This window comes from Amycolatopsis roodepoortensis (genome assembly GCF_024628825.1).
Lineage (GTDB): Bacteria > Actinomycetota > Actinomycetes > Mycobacteriales > Pseudonocardiaceae > Amycolatopsis > Amycolatopsis roodepoortensis.
This window is the reverse complement of sequence record NZ_CP102415.1, coordinates 9,200,690-9,220,381: the sequence shown is the minus strand read 5'-3', so window position 1 is coordinate 9,220,381 and position 19,692 is coordinate 9,200,690. Positions and strand designations below refer to the sequence as shown.

The window sequence follows — 19,692 nt, the reverse complement described above, 5'->3', positions numbered from 1 at the left end:
GTGAAGCTGGAAGTCAACGGCGCGCCCGCCCGGTCGGAAGACCTGGCGGGCGCGTTCGGCTATGGCCACTTCACCGCGATGCAGGTCCGCGACGGCAAGGTCCGCGGGCTCGACATTCACCTTCACCGTCTCGCGACGAGCACGCGGCGCATGTTCGCCCACGACCTCGACACCGAGGCGGTGCGCGGGTACGTACGGCAGGCGATCCGGGGTGAAGACGCGTTGTCCGTACGGGTGCTGATCTTTTCCCGGGCGTTGGACTGGTCCGATCCCGGCGCACCGGCCGCACCGGACGTCCTCGTCCGCGTCGGGCCGCCCCGTGAGCACGAGATGACACCGCTGCGCCTGCGATCCGTGCGCTACGAACGGGTTCTCCCCGAGGTCAAGCACGTCGGCACGTTCGGGCTGCTCCACCACACGCGCGAGGCGAAGCTGGCGGGCTACGACGACGCGCTGTTCGTCGACCACCAGGGCCGGGTCAGCGAGGCGTCGATCTGGAACGTCGGTTTCCTCGACGGCGGCACCGTGGTCTGGCCGCAGGCACCGGTGCTCGACGGGATCAGCCAGCAGCTGGTGCGTCGCGGCCTCGAGCGAAACGGGATACCGCAAGAGATCCGCGACGTCCGCCCCGCCGATCTGCCGGGATTCGACGCCATGTTCCTGACCAATTCGGAGTCGGTCGGCTGGCCGGTGGCGTCGGTGGACGACGTCGTACTGCCGTTCGCTCCGGAGACGGGGCGGATCCTCACCGAGGCGTACGAAAGCAACCCCTGGGACGAGATCTAGCGCGCTGACCGATCGGTCCAGGTGGTCGTGAGTGGCGTTTCGGGTTCTAACCCGAAACGCCACTCACGACCACGGCGAGCTCAGCGGTAGGTGAACTTCGGCGGCCGCCGCGCCAGGAACGCGGCCACTCCCTCCGCGTAGTCCTCACCGTGCAGGGCACCGAGCCGGATCTCGTCGACCTCGGCATCGGATTCCTGTTGTCCCGCCACGATCTTCTCGATGATCCGGTTCATCCCGCGCACCGACGCCTGCGAACGCGAAGCCAGCGTCTCGACGAACTTCGTGGTCGAAGCCTCCAGCTCATCGGCCGGGAAGACGTCGTTCAGCAACCCGATCTCCCGCGCCCGGCGGGCGTCGACGAGTTCACCCGAGAGCAGGAAGTACTTCGCGTGCGCCGGGCCGACCAGCGAGACCAGCCGCCGCGTCGAGTCGAAGTGGTAGACGATCCCGAGCTTCGCCGGCGTGATGCCGAAACGCGAGCCCTCCGCGGCGAAGCGGAAGTCGCAGGCGACCGAGATCTGGCATCCGCCGCCGATGCAGTTCCCCTGGATCATCGCGACCGTCGGCTTCCGCGACGCCGTCAGCGCCGCCACGGCCCCGTCGACGGCCTTGTCGTAGGTCTCGGCCGCGTCGGCGGTGGAGCGCAGCTCCCGGAACTCGCTGATATCGGCGCCCGCCGAGAAATGCGCGCCCGCGCCGGTCAGCACGAGGACCTTGATCGCCGGATCCGCCTCCACCCGCGCCACCACGTCCGGGATCGCCGACCACATCCCGTAGGTGATCGCGTTCATCTTCTCCGGCCTGGTGAACGTCAGCCGCGCGACCTCGCCGTCGCGAGTGAACTCGAACCCGTCAGTCATGCCCGGACTCTAACCGGGACCGACCGAAGATCACGAAGCCGAAGTGACCCGATACACGTCGTAAACGCCTTCGACGCCCCGGACCACCTTCAGCACGTGCCCGAGATGCTTCGGGTCGCCCATCTCGAATGAGAACCGGCTGACCGCGACCCGGTCGCGTGACGTCGTGACCGACGCGGACAGGATGTTGACCTTCTCGTCCGCGAGCACCTTCGTGACGTCCGAAAGCAGGCGGTGCCGGTCCAGCGCCTCGACCTGGATCGCGACGAGGAACACCGAAGACGCCGACGGCGCCCATTCCACCTCGACGAGCCGCTCGGGCTGGGCCCGCAGGTCGTCGGCGTTGGTGCAGTCGGTCCGGTGCACGCTGACGCCGCCGCCGCGGGTGACGAAACCGAGGATCTCGTCGCCGGGCACCGGCGTGCAGCAGCGGGCGAGCTTGGCCCAGATGTCGCTGGCGCCCTTCACCACGACGCCGACGTCGTTCGAGCCGCGGCGGCGGGTGACCGTGGACGGGGTCGCGCGCTCGGCGAGCTCCTCCTCCGCCTCGTCTACCCCGCCGATGAGCGCGACCAGCCGCTGCACGACGTGCTTCGCGCTGGTGTGGCCCTCGCCGACGGCCGCGTACAGCGAACTGATGTCCGGATGCCGGAGCTCGGTGGCGACCGCGCCCATCGACTCGGCGGAGACCAGCCGCTGGATCGGGAGGCCGACCTTGCGGACCTCCTTGGTGATGGCCTCCTTGCCGCCTTCGATCGCCTCGTCGCGGCGTTCCTTGGCGAACCACTGCCGGATCTTCGCGCGCGCCTTGGGCGAACCGGCGAACTGCAGCCAGTCGCGGCTCGGCCCCGCCGTCTCGGCCTTCGAGGTGAAGATCTCGATGACCTCGCCGTTCTCCAGCTTGCGCTCGAGCGCGACGAGCCTGCCGTTGACGCGGGCCCCGATGCAGCGATGACCGACCTCGGTGTGCACGGCGTAGGCGAAGTCGACCGGCGTCGAATCGACCGGCAGCGTGATCACGTCACCCTTGGGCGTGAACACGAAGATCTCGCGCGAGGCGAGCTCGTAGCGCAGCGACTCGAGGAAGTCCCCCGGGTCCGCCGCTTCACGCTGCCAGTCGAGGAGCTGGCGCATCCACGCCATCTCGTCGACGTCCATGGCGTTCCCATTGTGGGTGCCCTTGGTCTCCTTGTACCGCCAGTGCGCGGCGATGCCGTACTCGGCGGTGCGGTGCATCTCGTAGGTGCGGATCTGGACTTCCAGCGGTTTGCCGTCCGGCCCGATCACCGTGGTGTGCAACGACTGGTACACACCGAACCGCGGCTGCGCGATGTAGTCCTTGAACCGGCCGGGAACCGGCTGCCACAGCGCGTGGACGACGCCCATCGCGGCGTAGCAGTCACGGACGTCCTCGACCAGGATCCGCACGCCCACCAGGTCGTGGATGTCGTCGAGGTCGCGGCCGCGGACGATCATCTTCTGGTGGATCGAGTAGTAGTGCTTCGGCCTGCCCTCGACCTTGGCGGTGATCCGCGAGCCTTCGAGGTTGCTGGTCAGCTCGGTGATCACCGAGCGCAGGTAGGTGTCGCGCGAAGGCGCGCGATCGGCGACGAGGCGGACGATCTCGTCGTACTTCTTCGGCTGGAGGATGGCGAAGGCCAGGTCCTCCAGCTCCCATTTGACCGTCGCCATGCCGAGCCGGTGCGCCAGCGGGGCGAGGACCTCCAGGGTCTCGCGCGCCTTGCGGGCCTGCTTCTCCGGCGGCAGGAAGCGCATCGTGCGCATGTTGTGCAGCCGGTCGGCCAGCTTGATGACCAGCACGCGCGGGTCGCGTGCCATCGCGATGACCATCTTGCGGATGGTCTCGGCCTCGGCGGCCGTGCCGAGCTTGACCTTGTCCAGTTTGGTGACGCCGTCGACGAGCTCGCCGACCTTCTCGCCGAAATCGGCCTTCAGGCTCTCCAGCGAGTAGCCGGTGTCTTCGACGGTGTCGTGCAGCAGCGCCGCGACCAGCGTCGTGGTGTCCATGCCGAGTTCGGCGAGGATGGTCGCGACCGCGAGCGGATGCGTGATGTACGGGTCGCCGGACTTGCGCCGCTGCTCGCGGTGCAGCTCTTCGGCGACGTCGTAGGCGCGCTGGAGCTGCGCGAGATCGGCGTTGGGATGCAGCTCGCGGTGGATGACGGCGAGCGGCTCGAGAACCTGCTTGACCGGCGCGGCGCGCTGCGCGGTGATCCGGCGGGCGAGGCGGGCGCGCACGCGGCGCGTCGCGGACGGCGTCGGCGCTGCCCCCTGTCGCGCCGCACCGTTCTGCTCGGTGCCGTCCTTCGAGGACACCGCGGCATCGAGCTCTTGGCTCACCCGCACCTCCTGCGCTTCGTGCGGCCTTCGGACATCAAGGGTAACCGCTCCCCCTCGCGGCTCACTTGGTACGCCCGGTCAACACACCCGGAGGGCCTCCACACGGCGCCCTTCAAGCACGGAACGACCACCGAGCGCGCCGAGTTCCATGACCACAGAAACCCCGGTGACCTGCGCCTTCGCGTCTTCCAGCAATTTGCAGGTGGCCGCGACAGTGCCACCGGTGGCGAGCACGTCGTCGAGGACCGCGACACGCTGGCCGGGCTCGACGACGCCTTCGGGGAGTTCGACGGTCGCGGTGCCGTACTCCAGCGTGTACCCGACCCTGCCCGCGACCCGGGGCAGCTTGCCGGGCTTGCGGATCAACGCGACACCGAGCCCACGGGCGTAGCCGACGGCGGCGGCCAGCAGGAATCCGCGTGCTTCCACCCCGGCCAGCAGATTGGCGTCGGGATCGACGGTGGCGGCCAGCGCGTCGGTGACGGCCTTGAAGCCCGCCGCGTCGGCGAACAGCGGGCTCAGGTCCCGGAACAGCACGCCGGGTTCCGGGAAGTCCGGCACGTCGGCGATGAGGTCGAGTGCCTTGTCCAGCTCCATCTGCTTCCTGCTCTCCTGAACACCAGGAAAGGTCCTTCCCTCACGGAGTTCGCAAGGAAAGGACCTTTCCGGGGGTTTGAACTCGATTACCTCTTGCGCTTGCCCGACGGACGGCCCTTGTGGGCCTTCTGGTTCCGGGCGGGGACGCTCGCCGCGGCGGCGTACGCCTTCTCCTTGCGGAGCTCGGCGGCCAGGGCGTCCTCGTCGTTCGGGTCGAAGTCGTCGTCGCGCTCGGCGGCCTTGCGGGCCTGGTTCGCGCGCCGCGCGGCGACCCGGTCCGCCTGCTGGCGGAACTTCGGGTCACGCATCTTCAGGTCCACCAGCAGCGGGGTGGCCAGCGCGACCGACGACAGCACACCGACCAGGGTGCCGGTGAGCTGCACCAGCGCCAGGTCCTGCAGCGTGCCGGAGCCGAGCAGGATGTACCCGACGACGAGCAGGCCGAGAATCGGCAGCATCGCGATCAGCGCCGTGTTGAACGACCGCATCAGCGTCTGGTTCAGCGCCAGGTTGGCCGCCTCGCCGAAGGTGCGGCGGGTGAGCCCGAGCAGACCGCGCGTGTTCTCGCGGACCTTGTCGAACACCACCACCGTGTCGTACAGCGAGAACCCGAGGATCGTCAGCAGACCGATCACCGTCGCCGGCGTGACCTCGAAGCCGATCAGCGAGTACACACCCGCCGTCACCACGATGTCGTGCAGGAGCGAGATCAGCGCCGCGGCGGCCATCCTGACGTCGAAGTACAACGCCAGGAACAGCGTGACCGCCAGGAGGAACACCCCGAGCGCGATCAGCGCCTGCCGCGAGATCTCCCCGCCCCAGGACGCGCTGACCGCGCTGTCGCTGATGGCCTGGACACTCGGCTGGCCGCTGCTTCCGATCGGGCCGAGGTCCCGGAACAGCGCTTCCTTGATCTTGGCGACCTCGCCGGCGTCCAGGGTGTCCGAACGGAGCTGGATGGTCGACGAGGCACCGCTGCCGACCTTCTGCGCCTCGTCGGCCGGACGGCCGAGCGCGTCGGCGAAGACGTCCTTGGCCTGCTGTTCGGTGATCTGGCCGTTCTTGCCGTTCGCGGGCAGCTGGATCTGGGTGCCGCCTTCGAAGTCGATCCCGAAGTTGAAGCCCTTGATCCCCATCGACGCGATGCAGACCAGCACCAGCGCGCCGAAGAAGATGTACCAGCGCTTGCGCTTGCCGACCACGTCGAACGCGCCCGTGCCCACATAGAGGCGGCGGAAGATGCTCTCGCGCTTGCCCGCGGTGGTGGTGTTGTCGTCGACCACGGTCACGCCTCCTTGACGTTCGGGCGGCCGGCGGCCGGACGGGCCGCCTTGCGCTCCGAGCCCACCTGCTGCACGGCACCGAGGCCGAGGTTCTTGGGGTTGGACAGGAACTTCGACTTCGAGCGGGACACCATCGAGACCAGCGGGTGGGTCACGAGGTAGACCACGACGAGGTCGAGGACCGTCGACATGCCGAGGGTGAACGCGAAGCCCTTGACCTCACCGACGGCCAGCCAGTACAGGATGGCGGCGGCGAGGAAGCTGACCGCGTCCGACGCGAGGATCGTGCGCTGGGCACGGGACCAGCCTCGCGGTACCGCGGAGCGGAACGTTCTGCCTTCCCGGATCTCGTCCTTCAACCGTTCGAAGTAGATGACGAACGAGTCCGCGGTGATACCGATCGCGATGATCAGGCCCGCCACGCCGGCGAGGTCGAGGGTGTACCCGATCCACCGCCCCAGCAGCACCAGCACCGCGTAGACCAGCGAGAACGACAGGGCGAGCGACAAGATCGTCAGCACACCCAGCAGCCGGTAGTAGAACAAGCAGTAGATGAAGACGATCAGGAGGCCGAGGCCACCGGCGATCAGGCCCGCCTGCAGCGACGCGAGACCCAGGGTCGCGGACACCGTCGTCGCGTCCGAGGACTCGAACGACAGCGGCAGCGAGCCGTACTTCAGCACGTCGGCCAGGTCCTTGGCCTCGGTCTGGCTGAAGCGGCCGGTGATCTGGGTCTGCCCGCCGAGGATCGCCGACTGGATGGTCGGCGCGGAGACGACCTGCGTGTCGAGGACGAACGCGGCCTGCTTCTGGACGTTCTTCGAGGTGAAGTCGCCCCAGATCCGGGAGCCCTCGCCCTTGAAGTTCAGGTTGACGACCCACTGGGAGTTCTGGGTGTCGTAGCCCGAGGAGGCGTCGGAGATCTCGGTCCCGGGCAGGAACTCCGGCTCCAGCAGGTACTTCATGGTGTTCTTGTCACCGCAGGCGACCAGCGGCTTGTCCGTGAGGTCGTTGCCGACCAGCGGGTCCGACACCTTGGGGTCGCAGTTGAGGGCCGCAAAAGCCTTCTCTGCGGCCGCGGCCTGCTTCGCCTGGTCCGTCGAAAGCAGATCGGGGTTCTGCCGGAGACTCCGGGCTTCCTCGATCTCCTTCTTGGTCTGCTCGTCGGAGTCGCCCTGCTGCTGCGGCGCTCCGACAGCGCCACCGCCACCGTTGGCCGGGCTGGTCGGCGGGGCGCTCACACCCGGCGAGGTCGGCGGCGCCGAAGACGGCGTGCCCGAGGCGGGCGGGGCCGACGGCTGCTGCACCGGGGTCACCGGCTGCGACGTCACGACCTTCCGGAAGCCGAGCTTCGCGGTCTTGCCCAGCGTCTTGGCCTGGTCGCCCTGCTCACCGGGGACGGTGATGACGACGTTGCTGCCGTCGAGGACGACCTCGGTGCCGCTGACGCCGATACCGTTGACCCGGCGCTCGATGATCGAGCGGGCCTGTTCGAGGGACTCTCGCGGAGGGTCGCCGCCGTCGGGGTTTCGGGCGGACAGGGTGACCCTCGTGCCGCCTTGCAGATCGATGCCGAGCTTCGGCGTCGGCTTGCCGCTACCGGTGAAGAACACCAGGGCGTACAGCGCCACCACGATCAGGGCGAAGAAGGCGAGATAGCGTCCCGGGCGGAGATGCCCGGCCGGTGCGGCCACTGTGCTTCGGTCTCCTCGGACGGACTGGGTTTTTCCCCAATGGACTTGGCTGTTCACTCACTGGACGGGAGTCCGGCGGTACCGCGAACGAGCACGACTATGACGACGGACACGCACGCAGCACCGAGACACTACTCGGTGCTGCGTGAGCCCGGCGTTGGCCCCGCACCTACGAAAGTCTGGTGTCGGGGATGGCCTTACAACCGCTACTTCTTGCCGTGCTCCAGCGGAGGAGCGATCTGCGCGCCCGACTTCTCCTCGACGCGCTCGTCGTCCTTCGACTCGACGACCGGCGCTTCGACGACCTCGTCGGTGTCGGTGGCGTCGGTGACGTCTTCGTCGGTCTCGACGACCGGCTCGACCTTCTCGCGGACGGCCTGGCGCAGCCAGGTGGTCACGACGCCCGGAGCGATCTCGAGGTCGATCGTGGTGTCGGCGGAAGCGTCGGCGACGGACGCGTAAAGACCGGAGGTGGTCATCACCCGGTCACCGGGAGCCAGGCTCGCGAGCAGCTCCTGCTGCGCTGCCGCCGCCTTCTTCTGCTTACGGGTGCCCATGACGAGCGGAATCGCCACAACGAGCATCAGGAGCAGCGGCAGCAATAACTGGTTCATGATTCTCCATTTCGAGCGGACGCCGCGCGGTGCGCTGTTTTGTCCGGTTTGGCGGGGTGTGCTCTCTCCGAGTGTGCCAGGTGCCAGCGGAAACTCCACCACCACCCGTCGTCACCACGGGCCTCGGACCGCGTGAACGGTCCGGTCAGTCCTGGTCGAACAGGGTCGGTCCGCCCTGATCGCCGCGCGTGGCGCCGGCCGGGACCGGCAGGCCGAGGTGTTCCCACGCGGCCGCTGTGGCGACCCGGCCGCGAGGAGTGCGGGCGAGCATACCGGCGCGGACCAGGTAAGGCTCACACACCTCTTCGACGGTGGTCGGTTCCTCCCCCACCGCGACGGCCAGCGTCGACACGCCGACCGGGCCGCCGCCGAAGGAGCGGACCAGCGCGGTCAGCACCGCGCGGTCGAGCCGGTCGAGGCCGAGTTCGTCGACGTCGTAGACCTCCAGCGCGGCCCGCGCGATCTTGCGCGTGACCTTGCCGTCGGCCCGGACCTCGGCGTAGTCGCGCACCCGGCGCAGGAGCCGGTTCGCGATCCGGGGTGTGCCGCGGGACCGGCGGGCGATCTCCGCGCAGCCGTCCCGGTCGATGTCGATGTCGAGGATCGTGGCGGCGCGGCGGGCGACGAGTTCGAGTTCGCTGTCGCTGTAGAACTCCATCTGGCCGGTGAAACCGAACCGGTCGCGCAGCGGGCCGGTCAGCGAACCGGACCTCGTCGTGGCGCCGACCAGCGTGAACGGGGCGATCTCCAGCGGGATGCTGGTGGCGCCGGGCCCCTTGCCGACGACGACGTCGACACGGAAGTCCTCCATCGCGAGGTACAGCATCTCCTCGGCGGGACGGGCGATGCGGTGGATCTCGTCGATGAACAGGACGTCGCCGGGCGCCAGGTTCGACAGCATCGCGGCCAGGTCGCCCGCGCGTTCCAGCGCCGGTCCCGAGGTGATGCGGATGGCGGCGTTGAGTTCGGCGGCGACGATCATCGCCATACTCGTCTTGCCGAGCCCCGGCGGACCGGAGAGCAGGACGTGATCCGGCGGGACACCCCGGCGTCGCGCGCTCTCCAAGACGAGTTCGAGCTGTTCACGCACCCGCGGCTGACCGACGAACTCGTCGAGTTTGCGCGGGCGCAGCGTGGTCTCGACCTCGCGTTCGCCCGTCTGCGGCAGCGCCGAAAGCGTCTCGTCGTCGGCGTCGAATTCCGTCACGGCCTCATAGTCCATGTGGCCGGTTACCGCTTACGCCCGAGGGTGGCCAACGCGGCGCGCAGCACGGACGACGTCGTGTGGCCTTCGCCTTCGCCGAGCACCTTGTCGACGGCCTGTTCGGCCTGCTTGGCCGGGAAGCCGAGACCCGCGAGCGCCTCGACGACCTCGCCTCGCAGCGCACCGGGCGCCACGACCGCGGGCGAACCGTCGGTCGGACCGGCGAGCGCGGTGACCTTGTCCCGGAGTTCGAGCGTGAGCCGCTCGGCACCCTTGCGGCCGATACCGGGCACCTGGGTGAGCACGGTGATGTTGCCTTCGACCAGCGCGGAACGCAGCTTGTCGGGATCGAGGACGGCGAGTGTCGCGAGCGCGAGCCGCGGGCCGATCCCGGAGACCGTCTGCAGCAGGCCGAACAGTTCGCGGGCGTCGGCGTCGGCGAAACCGAACAGCGTCAAGGAATCCTCGCGGACCACGAGCGCGGTGTGCAGCATCGCCTCCTCACCGCGGCGAAGCGTCGCGAGGGTGGCGGGGGTGGCCTGCACGGCGAAGCCCACTCCCCCGACCTCGATCACGACGTGGTCGAGACCGATGGAGAGGATTTCACCGCGTACCGAGGAGATCATCGAGCCGCTCCCTGCGTTTTGGCTTGTTTGGCCGCGGCGGCGAGCCTGGCCTTGTGGTTCTTGGCGATCTCGGCCGCCCTGGCCTCGGCTTCGGCGAGCCGGACCCGCATCGGCTCGCGCCACAGGTGGCAGATGGCGAGCGCGAGCGCGTCCGCGGCGTCCGCCGGATGCGGTTTGACCTCGAGACCGAGCAGCCGCATGACCATACCGGTGACCTGCGCCTTGTCCGCGCGCCCGGAGCCCGTGACGGCGGCCTTGACCTCGCTCGGGGTGTGGAACACGACCGGCAGCCCGCGCCGGGCCGCGGCGAGCGCGACGACGCCACCCGCCTGCGCGGTGCCCATCGCGGTGCGCACGTTGTGCTGCGCGAAAACCCGTTCCACGGCGACGGCCTCGGGCTTGTACCGGTCGAGCCAGCGCTCGACGGCGTCGGAGATCCCCAGCAGCCGCACGGAGAGATCGGCGTCCGGCGGGGTCCGCACGACGTCGACGGCCACGGCGCGGACGGTGCGGCCCGTGCCGCCGTCGACCACTCCCAGCCCGCACCTGGTCAGACCGGGGTCGACCCCGAGTACCCGCACGCGTTTTCCTCCGCTCCAGCGAACATCAGTTCGAGATCCGAGGCTACCCGGAGCGGGGTCGGGGCAAGATGAGGACATGCCGAGTCCCGACGACTTCACCGCCCATCTGGGTCTCCAGCCGTTGCCCGTCGAGGGTGGCCGCTGGGCACAGAGCTGGCGCGACGAAACCGCGTCCGCGATCTACTACCTGCTGGCGCCTCCGGAAACCTCGGCGCCGCACCGGCTGGACCGGCTGGAGATCTACGCGCACCACGCCGGGGCGCCGGTGCGGATGCTGCTGCTGTTCCCGGACGGGAGTGTTTCGCGGCCGGTGCTCGGACCGGACGTCGCCGCAGGTCAGCGACCGCAGGTGGTGGCGCCCGCCGGGGTGTGGCAGGCGTCGGTGAGCACCGGCGAGTGGAGCTTGGTCGGGACCGTGGTGGTGCCGCCTTATACGGACGACTGCGTGGAGTTCCGGTCCGCGGCGGCTTTGGCCGCCGAGTGGCCGGACGCGGCGGAGGACCTGGCGCCCTGGCTTGAGTGAGCGTGGGTCTTTGCATGTCCTTGCCTGACGTCCGCCCCAGCACGCCGACTGTGTGGATTTTGGGACGTTGGATGACCAAAAACCCACACAGTGCCCACGTGACCGGTCCGGTCACGATGCCAGACCACCGGAGACGTGAGGGGTGTGTGGAAATAGAGACGTTGAACGTCTCTATTTCCACACACCCCTCACCTGCGTTAACACTCGGCGCACGCCTGCCCCAAGTCCGTGATGGCCCCCTTCACTGCGTCTAGCGCAGTGAAGGGGGCCATCACGGACTTAAGCGAACCTCAGGGGCCGTCGACGCCGGGCGTCCAGCTCTCCGGGTCACCGGATTCGGTCAGCACCGGCTGGTACCGCGCGAAGCCCTCGGGCGCGTCCGCGTGCCACGGGAAGTGACCGTCCGGCGTGGCGACGATCAGTTGCAGCGCCGGGAAGTCCCCGTCCGGGTAGATCAGGAACGCGCTCCCGAAGTACTCGGGATAGTGCCCCTTCGCGACCCGTTCGAAGACCACCGGCGCGCCCTCGAAGAAATCGTCGTACTGCTTGCCGACCTCGAAGATCTCGCCGGCGGCCGCGCGGTCGACGTAGGCGTCGAGCAGGACCGGCCCCATGTGCTCGGGCAGTCCGATCACGACCGCTTCCGCGACGTTGTGCAACGCCCAGGCGCACGCGGTGAAGCAGAACGGCGCTTCCTCCTCGTCGCCTTCGACCGCGATGACCGCGTTCCCTCTCGCCTTCGCCTGTCCCTCGATCCACTGGATGAGTTCGGTTTCTTCGGCGGTGAGGGCGTCGGCTTCGGAGGTCGTCACGCGCGACATTGTGCCCCACGCGAGCGCCCGCACCTAGCCCCGGGACCGATTTTCCGCGGCATGGCGGGAAAATCGATCAGCCGACCTCGGCCATGACCTCGTCGGACACGTGGAATCCGGCGCAGTGCGTAGACGTTCTGCCCGTCGTCGCGCGCGACCGATCAGCCGACCTCGGCCATGACCTCGTCCGAAACGTCGAAGTTCGCGTACACGTTCTGAACGTCGTCGCAATCCTCGAGCGCGTCGATGAGCTTGAAGACCTTCTTCGCGCCTTCGACGTCCAGCGGGACGCTGACCGACGGCAGGAACGTGAGATCCGCGGACTCGTACTCGAAACCGGCTTCCTGCAAGGCTTTCCGGACCGGGACGAGGTCGGTGGCCTCGGAGACGATCTCGAAGTTCTCGTCGAGGTCGTTCACCTCTTCGGCACCCGCGTCGAGTACGGCCATGAGGACGTCGTCCTCGCCGGCGTCACCCTTGGGCATGATCACGACGCCCTTGCGGTTGAACATGTAGGCGACCGAACCCGGGTCGGCGAGCGAGCCGTTGTTCCGGGTGAGCGCGGTCCGCACCTCCATGGCGGCGCGGTTCTTGTTGTCGGTGAGGCATTCGATCAGCACGGCCACACCGTTCGGGCCGTAGCCTTCGTAGGTGATGGTCTGCCAGTCGGCACCACCGGCCTCTTCACCGGCGCCGCGTTTGCGGGCGCGCTCGATGTTGTCCTGCGGGACCGAGTTCTTCTTGGCCTTCTGGATGGCGTCGTAGAGCGTCGGGTTGCCGTCCGGGTCGCCACCGCCGGTCCGGGCCGCCACCTCGATGTTCTTGATCAACCGGGCGAAGAGCTTGCCGCGCTTCGCGTCCAGGTTGGCCTTCTTGTGCTTCGTGGTGGCCCACTTGGAGTGGCCGCTCATCTCTCCTCCATCTACTCCTGTGCCCGCCGCTGAGCACAGTGTCGGTTTTGCTAAGCCTGCCGCACGAGGTCGACGAACAGCCTGTGCACGCGTTCGTCCCCGGTGAGTTCGGGGTGGAACGACGTGGCGAGTACCGCCCCCTGCCGGACCGCGACGATCCTAGCGGCCGCGTCCTCGGAGCCCGGCATTTCGGGGACACTGGCGAGTACCTCGACCCCGTCGCCCGCCTTTTCGACCCACGGGGCGCGGATGAACACAGCGTGCACCGGGCCGCCTTCGACCCCGGTGAAGTCGAGGTCGGCTTCGAACGAGTCCACCTGCCGCCCGAATGCGTTGCGCCGGACGACGACGTCGAGACCGCCGAGTTGCCGCTGGTCAGGCCGTCCGTCGAGGGCCTGGCGGGCGAGCAGGATCATCCCGGCGCAGGAGCCGAACGCGGGCATCCCGTCCGCGATGCGCTCGCGCAGCGGCTCCAGCAGTTCGAAGGTCTCCAGCAGCCTCGACATGGTGGTCGACTCGCCGCCGGGCAGCACCAGGCCGTCCACTTCGGACAGTTCACCCGGGCGGCGGACCGGCAGCGCACGCGCACCGGCGCGTTCCACCATCGCGGCGTGCTCCCGCACGTCGCCCTGCAGTGCGAGCACGCCGACCACCGGCCGTGCCCCCGTCGCGATCGCCACCCGACCTCCCGAAAGACCTTCCCCCTAGCTTAGGCGCTTCGGGGAACGGCCAGGTCAGGGGACCCCGGCCAGCCGCAGCAGGGCGGCGGTCGCGGCGGCCGCCACGACGACCAGCGCGAACGGCAACTTGCGCCAGGCGAGCACGCCGCCGACCAGGACTCCCGCGGGCCGGGCGTATCCGGCGAACTCGTGTCCTTCGGTGAGCGCGGCGACGGCGACCAGCGCGGCCAGCAGGACGACGGCCGAACGCGCCATCAGTTTCTCGGCCTTGGGCGACACGGTGAACCGCGCCTTCAGCACCGGCCCGGCGAACCGGAAGGCGAAGGTCCCGGCCGCGAGGACCCCGCCGGCGATGATCAGTTCCAGCGGGTCCATCAGTGCACTCCCTCGGGTTCGCGTTCGGCGGGTTCCTTGGCGGCCACCCCGGCCAGCACGCCGACCAGCGCGAGCAGGACCGGCAGCCCCGCGGGCAGGAACGGCGTCGTGGCCAGCGCGACGGCCACGCCGACGAGCACCGGCAGCCGGGCGGCACGGTCGCGCAGCGACGGCAGGACCAGCGCGAGCAGGACCGCCGGGAAGGCGGCGTCGAGCCCGAAGGCGTCGGTGTCGCTGATCGCGGTCCCGGCGTAGGCCCCGGCGAGGACGCCGACGTTCCAGCAGACGAACAGCCCGATCCCGCACACCCAGTACGCCGCCTTGCGCCGCTCTTCATCGCGCTGGGCGAGGGCGAACGCGACCGATTCGTCGATCATCAGATGGCTGCCGACGATCCTCGACGACCACCGCTTCCCCAGGACGTCGCCGATCGCGAAGCCGAAGGGCAGATGCCGCGCGTTGGCGAGCAGACCCGCCGCGACGGCCGCCACCGGGCTGCCGCCGGCGGCGATGATGCCGACGAACATGAACTGCGAGGCACCGGCGAAGACCAGGACCGAAAGGAGCATGGGCGCCCAGATCGGGAAGCCGGAGCCCACCGCGATGGCGCCGTAGGAGATGCCGACAATGGTGTCGGCGAGGCAGACCAGCCCGATGTCACGGAGAAGATCGCGCCCCAGGACACGAGTGGTTGTTCGCCATATCGAACGCATAGCGTCATACAATGAACACAGCCGTGTTCGTCAAGGCGAACGCAACGACCGATGGAGCGAACGCATGTCCCCGACCGCGTCCGACGGCGCACCTCTGGACGTCATCGCCATGTCCCTGCGCCGGGAACGGGCCCGCACCGGACTGTCCCTCACCGAGGTCGCCAAACGCGCCGGCATCGCGAAGTCCACGCTCTCGCAGCTGGAATCCGGGACCGGGAACCCGAGCGTCGAGACGATCTGGGCGTTGTGCGTCGCGCTCGACGTCCCGTTCTCCCGCGTCGTCGAACCCGAACGCCCCCGCGTGCAGGTCATCCGCTCGGGCAGCGGGCCGACGGTGTTCGCCGAGCACGCCGATTACGCCTGCACGCTGCTCAGTTCCTGCCCGCCCGGCGCCCGGCGCGACGTGTACCTGATCCGCGCCGAGCCCGGGAAACCACGGCTCTCCGATCCGCATATGAGCGGCATCGTCGAGCACATCGTCCTCAGCGCGGGCCGCGCCAAGGTCGGGCCGCTGGACGAGCCGGTCGAACTGCTGCCAGGCGACTACATCTGCTACCCCGGCGACGTCCCGCACATCTTCGAGGCGCTCGAACCGGGCACGTACGGCGTGGAGATCGCCGAGTACACCTGATCAGGCCGGCTCCTTCTCTTCGGTGACCTCGGCGAGCTTCCAGCCGCCCTTCCGCCGCAGAACCAGGACGTAGTAGGCGATAGACAGCAGGGCGACGCAGGCCGTGACGATCAGGCTGGGCCGCCCCACCGCCGGATCGAGCAGGTTCTGGTAGACCACGAACACCAGCACCGCCAGCGCCAGCACCGGCGCGACCGGGAACCACGGCATCCGGTACTTGGCGTGCGCGGTGGCACCGGTGCGCCTTCCGACGATCGCGCCGAGGCAGAGCGCCGCGTAGACCGCCACGATCGACGTGCTCGTCACCACCAGCAGCAGTTTCGGGTCGACGAAGCAGAGCAGCGCGGCCACCAGGCCCGTGCCGACGGTGGCCACCCACGGCGTCCCGAACTTCGGGTGCACCGCGGCCAGCGCCCGGTTGACCGGCCGGGGCCACGCGCGGTCGCGGCCGCTGCTGAACAACATCCGCGAACTGATCAGCACGATCGCCAGCACGGCGTTGATGATCGCGAGCGCGACCGCCAGCCCGAGCACCGTGTCGAGGGTTCCGCCGCCGCGCGAGTCGATGAAGTAGGACAGCATGTTCTCCGAGGCGAACAACGCGTTCAGATCGGGCGCGCCGAGCAGGACCGCGGTCACCGGGATCAACTCGGCGAGCACCGTGATGCCGAGGGCCATCAGGATCGCGCGGGCGATGCCGCGCGAAGCGTCCTGCGTCTCCTCGCCGAAGTACACCGCCGAGCCGTAGCCGTTGTAAGCGAAGATCGCGACCGAGGTGGCGATCGCGATGGCGCCGACCGTGGCCGGTCCGCCGTCCGAGGCGACCGGATGGGCCAGCAGGTCGGTGAAAGAGCGCGCCGGGTTCAGCAGTCCGAGCGCGCTGACCACGATCAGCGCGAGGATCTCGATCGCCAGGAAGATGCCGGTGACCCAGGCGTTGAGCTTGATGTCGAACACGCCGACGACGGCCGCGACCACACAGGTCACGGCGGCGATCACCGAGCCGGGTACGCCGGGCAGGAGCACGCCGAGGTAGGTGCCGACGCCGAGCGCGATCACCGCGACGATGAGCACCTGCGTGATGATCATCAGGCCGAGTACTGCGAACCCGGGCAAGCGGCCGAGAGTGCGGGTGACGATCGCGTACTCGCCGCCCGCCAACGGGAACGCCGACGCCAGTTCGGCGTAGACGAAGGCCATGAACACTCCGACCACCGCGGCCGCCACGAAGCTGTAGAAGGCGCCCGTCCCGGCACCGGAGATCACCCCCGGCGCGATGATGAAGACCGACGAGGCGGGGCTGATCGCGGAGAGCGTGATGAGCAGCGTGCCGAGGGTGCGCAGACCGCGGCGCAGGGCTGGAGTGGACACGGCCGACCTCCTACAAGGTGGGTTCCTTGAATCTCCTTCGAAAAACCGTTGAGCACGCATCAAAGGCCTTCGGCCGTGTGACGTCAAGGGTTGATCGCGTACAACGCTTGCGTTTTTCGAACGAGATTCGAAGAATGGGGGCATGGCGAGACCCAGCAAGGCGGCGGAGCGACGGACCGAACTGATCGAGGTGGCCAGACAGGCCGTCCTCGAACGCGGCGTGCTGAACCTGCGGCTGAGGGACGTCGCCGAGGGCGCGGGCCTGTCGCCGGGCTCGGTCCTGTACTACTTCCCCACCCTCGCCGACCTGCTCCAGGAGGTGCAGCGCGAGGCGGTGGCGCGATTCTGTTCGGCGAGGGAGCTGGCCGCGGGCGCGAAGACGACCCCGTCCGGCCGGCTGCTGGCGATGATCCGCAGCGGCCTGCCGACCGGTCCCGACGACGAACTCTGCGTGCTGCTCTACGAACTCGGCACGATCGCCCGCCGCGATCCCGTGTACGCCGCCCGGCACATCACGCTCTACGAGCAGCAGGTCCGGATCTACACCGGAATCCTCGAAGCGGGCGCCGCCACCGGCGAGTTCACGCTGACCGCGGACGCGGTGTCGATCGCGCGGAACCTCGTCGCGCTGGAAGACGGCTACGGCCTGCACCTCACGCAGGCCGTGCCGACGCTGGAAACCGCCACCGCCGAGGCGATGTTGCTCTCTTACGCCCGCACAGCCACCTCGAACCCCTTGGAGGACCGTCCATGACCCGCGCCCGCGACCTGGGTGTCCCGCTGCCCGGCCGGACCGGCGAGCACAACGCGCTCACCGACGTCCCCGGCGTCGAGATCGGTTTCACGACCCTCGTCGAAGGCGAGTCGGTGCGCACCGGCGTCACCGCCGTCCTGCCGCGCGGGCGAGCGGACTTCGCCGTACCGTGCGCGGCGGGGACGTACGCCCTCAACGGCAACGGCGAGATGACCGGTACCGCGTGGCTGGCCGAAACCGGTTCGCTGACCCTGCCGGTGCTGATCACCTCCACCCACGCCGTCGGCGCGTGCCACCGCGGCACGATCGACTGGGTGGTACGGGAACGGCCCGACGTGGCCGCCGAATGGCTGCTGCCGGTGGTCGCCGAGACCTGGGACGGCTACCTGAACGACAGCACCGCACCGACCATCCACAGTGGACACGCCATCGCCGCGATCGACGCCGCGCGAACGGGTCCGGTCGGCGAGGGTTCCGTCGGCGGCGGTACCGGGATGACCTGTTACGGCTTCAAGGGCGGCACCGGCACGGCCTCCCGCGTCGTGTCCTACGGGGACGACGAGTACACCGTGGGAACGTTGGTACAGGCCAACTTCGGCTCACGTCGCGAGCTCACCGTCGCGGGCGAACACGTCGGAGCCGAACTCGGCGCCGACAACCCGATGGAGGAGGACTGGGCGGCGCCGTCCGGCGCGGGTTCGGTGATCGTGCTCGTGGGTACCGACGCTCCCCTGCTGCCCGGCCAGTGCACGGCTCTCGCCCGCCGTGTCCCGCTCGGCCTGGCCCGCACGGGCACCGCGGGTTCGCACTTCTCCGGCGACCTCTTCCTCGCCTTCAGCACGGCGAACCCGGGAGCGCTCACCAGCCGGTTCCCGCGGACGGAGGCTGCCGAGTACGAAAGCATGCGCTTCATCCCGTGGGGCAGGCTCGACCCGTTCTTCGAGGCCGTGGTGCAGGCGACCGAAGAGGCGGTGCTCAACGCCCTGTTCGCGAACGAGGAGATGACCGGTCACCGCGGCCACCGGGTCCCCGCACTCCCGACGTCACGTTGGCGCGCCTAGAAGCGGGGCTGTATCAGTCTCCATCGACGGTGAACCGCACCGCACCGGCCAGCCTCCGCGCGAGGTCGCGGGCGGCTTCCGGGGTGTCCGCACCGACCACCACGACGCCTGCCCGGTCGCCGGACTGGTGCACCGGGCCGATCCGGTCTCCGGGACGGACGGTCAGTTCGGCGTGCAGCACGGCCGGATGATCCCGCACCCGCTCCCAGCCCTCGATCCGGACCAGGCGCCCTGGCCGCGCGGTGAAAAAGCGGGCCGCTCCCGCGCGGCTGGGCGCCGGGCACCCGGTGGACGGGCGTCCGAGCAGATCGTCGAAGATCAGGCCGAACAGCTCCAGACCGGGAATGGCGTGCGCGAGCAGCCGGTGCAACCAGTCCCCGCCGGGCCGGACGTGCACTTCGCCGAGCACGACTTCCCCGGCACACAGCCACAATTCGACGTGGAAGACGCCGAAACACAGGCCGAGCGCGGTGAGCGCGGCGGTGACCTGCCGCTCGATCTCCCGGGTGCACTCCTCCGGCAGGTCCGCGGGAAGCAGATGCCCGCTCTCGACGAAATGCGGTGGTGGCAGCTTTTCCTTCTCAGTCACCGCGAGAACACGCGGCCGCCCGCCGAGGAAGACCCCTTCCACGCTGAATTCGGGACCGGACACGAATTCCTCGACGAGGAACAGTTCGCGATCGGGTAGTGCCTCGATCGCGGCGGGGAGATCGGCGGGCGCGGACACCTTCCGCACGCCGATGCTGGCCATGCCGTCTCGGGGCTTGACCACCCACGGGCCGGTGGAGGCGGCGAGGAATTCGGCCGCCTGGCCGGCGCCGGCGCACAGCCGCACCGACGGCTGGCGGAACCCGGCCGCGGCGAGCGCCTCCCGGCAGGTGTCCTTGTTGCGGACGCGGGAAACGGCGTTCGGCGAGTTCCCCACCGCACCGAAGACCCGTGCGCATTCGGCGACCGCGGCGAGCACGGTGTCCCGCAGTCCCAGCACCAGCTCGAACCGGTCGCCCGCCGCGAACCGCTCACGCGCCCATCGCGCGCAGGCCACCGGGTCATCGGGATCCACCACGGACACCTCGTCGGCGAGCGCGGTGACCTCCTTGGTCTCGGCCAGCAGTTCGGCCCGGCTGAGGATGTGGGTGCGGATTCCGCGGGCACGTGCCTGGTTCAGGGCGTCGGAGACGATGTCCCGGCTCGAGGAGATGGGGCCCGCACCGCCGACGAACAACAGGCGAGGCTCGTCTGACACGCTCATGAT

Annotated in this window: 21 protein-coding genes; 5 read left to right on the top strand and 16 right to left on the bottom strand. The window is 69.3% G+C overall.

Annotation, left to right across the window (positions count from 1 at the left end):
• Positions 1-786, top strand: coding sequence for an aminotransferase class IV family protein (locus tag NQK81_RS43990; RefSeq protein WP_257486234.1), 786 nt, complete (start codon positions 1-3; stop codon positions 784-786).
• An 80-nt stretch (positions 787-866) separates the two neighbouring features.
• On the opposite strand, the gene NQK81_RS43985 is transcribed toward NQK81_RS43990, so the two are convergent.
• From NQK81_RS43985 to ruvC, 9 genes are all read right to left on the bottom strand, one after another.
• Positions 867-1,646: an enoyl-CoA hydratase/isomerase family protein gene (locus NQK81_RS43985; RefSeq protein ID WP_126734607.1), complete on the bottom strand. Its 780-nt coding sequence runs from the start codon at positions 1,644-1,646 to the stop codon at positions 867-869.
• A gap of 30 nt (positions 1,647-1,676) precedes the next feature.
• Positions 1,677-4,007 (bottom strand): RelA/SpoT family protein, encoded by a 2,331-nt coding sequence (locus NQK81_RS43980; protein ID WP_126734608.1) that lies wholly within the window; start codon positions 4,005-4,007, stop codon positions 1,677-1,679.
• A 78-nt stretch (positions 4,008-4,085) separates the two neighbouring features.
• Positions 4,086-4,604 carry an adenine phosphoribosyltransferase gene (locus tag NQK81_RS43975; protein ID WP_257486233.1) on the bottom strand — a complete coding sequence of 173 codons (519 nt, stop codon included), beginning with the start codon at positions 4,602-4,604 and terminating at the stop codon, positions 4,086-4,088.
• An 86-nt stretch (positions 4,605-4,690) separates the two neighbouring features.
• Positions 4,691-5,893: a protein translocase subunit SecF gene (gene secF / locus NQK81_RS43970; protein WP_257486232.1), complete on the bottom strand. Its 1,203-nt coding sequence runs from the start codon at positions 5,891-5,893 to the stop codon at positions 4,691-4,693.
• Positions 5,890-7,581 (bottom strand): protein translocase subunit SecD, encoded by a 1,692-nt coding sequence (gene secD, locus NQK81_RS43965; protein ID WP_257486231.1) that lies wholly within the window; start codon positions 7,579-7,581, stop codon positions 5,890-5,892. Before secD ends, secF begins: the two co-directional genes overlap by 4 nt.
• Positions 7,582-7,787: 206 nt before the next feature.
• A complete protein-coding gene (yajC, locus tag NQK81_RS43960) occupies positions 7,788-8,195 on the bottom strand; it encodes a preprotein translocase subunit YajC (RefSeq protein WP_034307779.1) in 408 nt (135 codons plus the stop codon).
• A gap of 145 nt (positions 8,196-8,340) precedes the next feature.
• Positions 8,341-9,417, bottom strand: coding sequence for a Holliday junction branch migration DNA helicase RuvB (ruvB, locus tag NQK81_RS43955; protein ID WP_126734611.1), 1,077 nt, complete (start codon positions 9,415-9,417; stop codon positions 8,341-8,343).
• Between the two features lie 8 nt (positions 9,418-9,425).
• Positions 9,426-10,025, bottom strand: a complete 600-nt coding sequence (ruvA, locus tag NQK81_RS43950; protein ID WP_125683140.1) for a Holliday junction branch migration protein RuvA — start codon at positions 10,023-10,025, stop codon at positions 9,426-9,428.
• Complete coding sequence (gene ruvC / locus NQK81_RS43945) at positions 10,022-10,606, bottom strand: crossover junction endodeoxyribonuclease RuvC (RefSeq protein ID WP_126734613.1); 585 nt, start codon at positions 10,604-10,606, stop codon at positions 10,022-10,024. Before ruvC ends, ruvA begins: the two co-directional genes overlap by 4 nt.
• 76 nt (positions 10,607-10,682) lie before the next feature.
• Between ruvC and NQK81_RS43940 the strand changes: the two genes are divergently transcribed.
• A complete protein-coding gene (locus NQK81_RS43940; RefSeq protein WP_257486230.1) occupies positions 10,683-11,129 on the top strand; it encodes a cupin domain-containing protein in 447 nt (148 codons plus the stop codon).
• Positions 11,130-11,419: 290 nt separating this feature from the next.
• Here the strand turns inward: NQK81_RS43940 and NQK81_RS43935 are convergent, their stop codons facing one another.
• From NQK81_RS43935 to NQK81_RS43915, 5 genes are all read right to left on the bottom strand, one after another.
• Positions 11,420-11,950: a DUF4262 domain-containing protein gene (locus tag NQK81_RS43935; protein WP_192742037.1), complete on the bottom strand. Its 531-nt coding sequence runs from the start codon at positions 11,948-11,950 to the stop codon at positions 11,420-11,422.
• Positions 11,951-12,102: 152 nt separating this feature from the next.
• The gene (locus NQK81_RS43930; protein WP_016334762.1) at positions 12,103-12,852 is read right to left on the bottom strand and encodes a YebC/PmpR family DNA-binding transcriptional regulator; all 750 of its coding nucleotides are present in this window, start codon (positions 12,850-12,852) and stop codon (positions 12,103-12,105) included.
• Positions 12,853-12,902: 50 nt separating this feature from the next.
• Entirely contained in the window at positions 12,903-13,532 is a 630-nt protein-coding gene (gene pdxT / locus NQK81_RS43925) for a pyridoxal 5'-phosphate synthase glutaminase subunit PdxT (protein WP_306856020.1), read from the bottom strand.
• A 54-nt stretch (positions 13,533-13,586) separates the two neighbouring features.
• Positions 13,587-13,907 (bottom strand): AzlD domain-containing protein, encoded by a 321-nt coding sequence (locus tag NQK81_RS43920; RefSeq protein ID WP_257486229.1) that lies wholly within the window; start codon positions 13,905-13,907, stop codon positions 13,587-13,589.
• Entirely contained in the window at positions 13,907-14,620 is a 714-nt protein-coding gene (locus tag NQK81_RS43915; RefSeq protein ID WP_148116051.1) for an AzlC family ABC transporter permease, read from the bottom strand. Before NQK81_RS43915 ends, NQK81_RS43920 begins: the two co-directional genes overlap by 1 nt.
• 64 nt (positions 14,621-14,684) lie before the next feature.
• Between NQK81_RS43915 and NQK81_RS43910 the strand changes: the two genes are divergently transcribed.
• Positions 14,685-15,251, top strand: coding sequence for a helix-turn-helix domain-containing protein (locus NQK81_RS43910; protein WP_034308044.1), 567 nt, complete (start codon positions 14,685-14,687; stop codon positions 15,249-15,251).
• Here NQK81_RS43910 and NQK81_RS43905 read toward each other — a convergent pair whose 3' ends face one another.
• On the bottom strand, positions 15,252-16,622 hold the full coding sequence (locus tag NQK81_RS43905; protein ID WP_257486228.1) for an APC family permease: 1,371 nt from the start codon (positions 16,620-16,622) through the stop codon (positions 15,252-15,254).
• A gap of 142 nt (positions 16,623-16,764) precedes the next feature.
• Here NQK81_RS43905 and NQK81_RS43900 point away from each other — a divergent pair, with 142 nt between their 5' ends.
• Positions 16,765-17,376, top strand: a complete 612-nt coding sequence (locus NQK81_RS43900; RefSeq protein ID WP_126734619.1) for a TetR/AcrR family transcriptional regulator — start codon at positions 16,765-16,767, stop codon at positions 17,374-17,376.
• The gene (locus tag NQK81_RS43895) at positions 17,373-18,437 is read left to right on the top strand and encodes a DmpA family aminopeptidase (RefSeq protein ID WP_257486227.1); all 1,065 of its coding nucleotides are present in this window, start codon (positions 17,373-17,375) and stop codon (positions 18,435-18,437) included. The genes NQK81_RS43900 and NQK81_RS43895 overlap by 4 nt, the downstream gene beginning before the upstream one ends.
• Before the next feature lie 13 nt (positions 18,438-18,450).
• Here the strand turns inward: NQK81_RS43895 and NQK81_RS43890 are convergent, their stop codons facing one another.
• Positions 18,451-19,689 carry an ATP-grasp domain-containing protein gene (locus NQK81_RS43890; RefSeq protein WP_257486226.1) on the bottom strand — a complete coding sequence of 413 codons (1,239 nt, stop codon included), beginning with the start codon at positions 19,687-19,689 and terminating at the stop codon, positions 18,451-18,453.
• Positions 19,690-19,692: the final 3 nt, after the last annotated feature.

Coding starts and splice junctions, on each gene's coding strand:
- NQK81_RS43985 (WP_126734607.1), bottom strand. CDS start 1,646: ATGACTGACGGGTTCGAGTTCACTCGCGACGGCGAGGTCGCGCGGCTG.
- NQK81_RS43975 (WP_257486233.1), bottom strand. CDS start 4,604: ATGGAGCTGGACAAGGCACTCGACCTCATCGCCGACGTGCCGGACTTC.
- yajC (WP_034307779.1), bottom strand. CDS start 8,195: ATGAACCAGTTATTGCTGCCGCTGCTCCTGATGCTCGTTGTGGCGATT.
- ruvB (WP_126734611.1), bottom strand. CDS start 9,417: ATGGACTATGAGGCCGTGACGGAATTCGACGCCGACGACGAGACGCTT.
- ruvA (WP_125683140.1), bottom strand. CDS start 10,025: ATGATCTCCTCGGTACGCGGTGAAATCCTCTCCATCGGTCTCGACCAC.
- NQK81_RS43940 (WP_257486230.1), top strand. CDS start 10,683: ATGCCGAGTCCCGACGACTTCACCGCCCATCTGGGTCTCCAGCCGTTG.
- NQK81_RS43935 (WP_192742037.1), bottom strand. CDS start 11,950: ATGTCGCGCGTGACGACCTCCGAAGCCGACGCCCTCACCGCCGAAGAA.
- NQK81_RS43930 (WP_016334762.1), bottom strand. CDS start 12,852: ATGAGCGGCCACTCCAAGTGGGCCACCACGAAGCACAAGAAGGCCAAC.
- NQK81_RS43920 (WP_257486229.1), bottom strand. CDS start 13,907: ATGGACCCGCTGGAACTGATCATCGCCGGCGGGGTCCTCGCGGCCGGG.
- NQK81_RS43915 (WP_148116051.1), bottom strand. CDS start 14,620: ATGCGTTCGATATGGCGAACAACCACTCGTGTCCTGGGGCGCGATCTT.
- NQK81_RS43910 (WP_034308044.1), top strand. CDS start 14,685: ATGTCCCCGACCGCGTCCGACGGCGCACCTCTGGACGTCATCGCCATG.
- NQK81_RS43900 (WP_126734619.1), top strand. CDS start 16,765: ATGGCGAGACCCAGCAAGGCGGCGGAGCGACGGACCGAACTGATCGAG.
- NQK81_RS43895 (WP_257486227.1), top strand. CDS start 17,373: ATGACCCGCGCCCGCGACCTGGGTGTCCCGCTGCCCGGCCGGACCGGC.
- NQK81_RS43890 (WP_257486226.1), bottom strand. CDS start 19,689: ATGAGCGTGTCAGACGAGCCTCGCCTGTTGTTCGTCGGCGGTGCGGGC.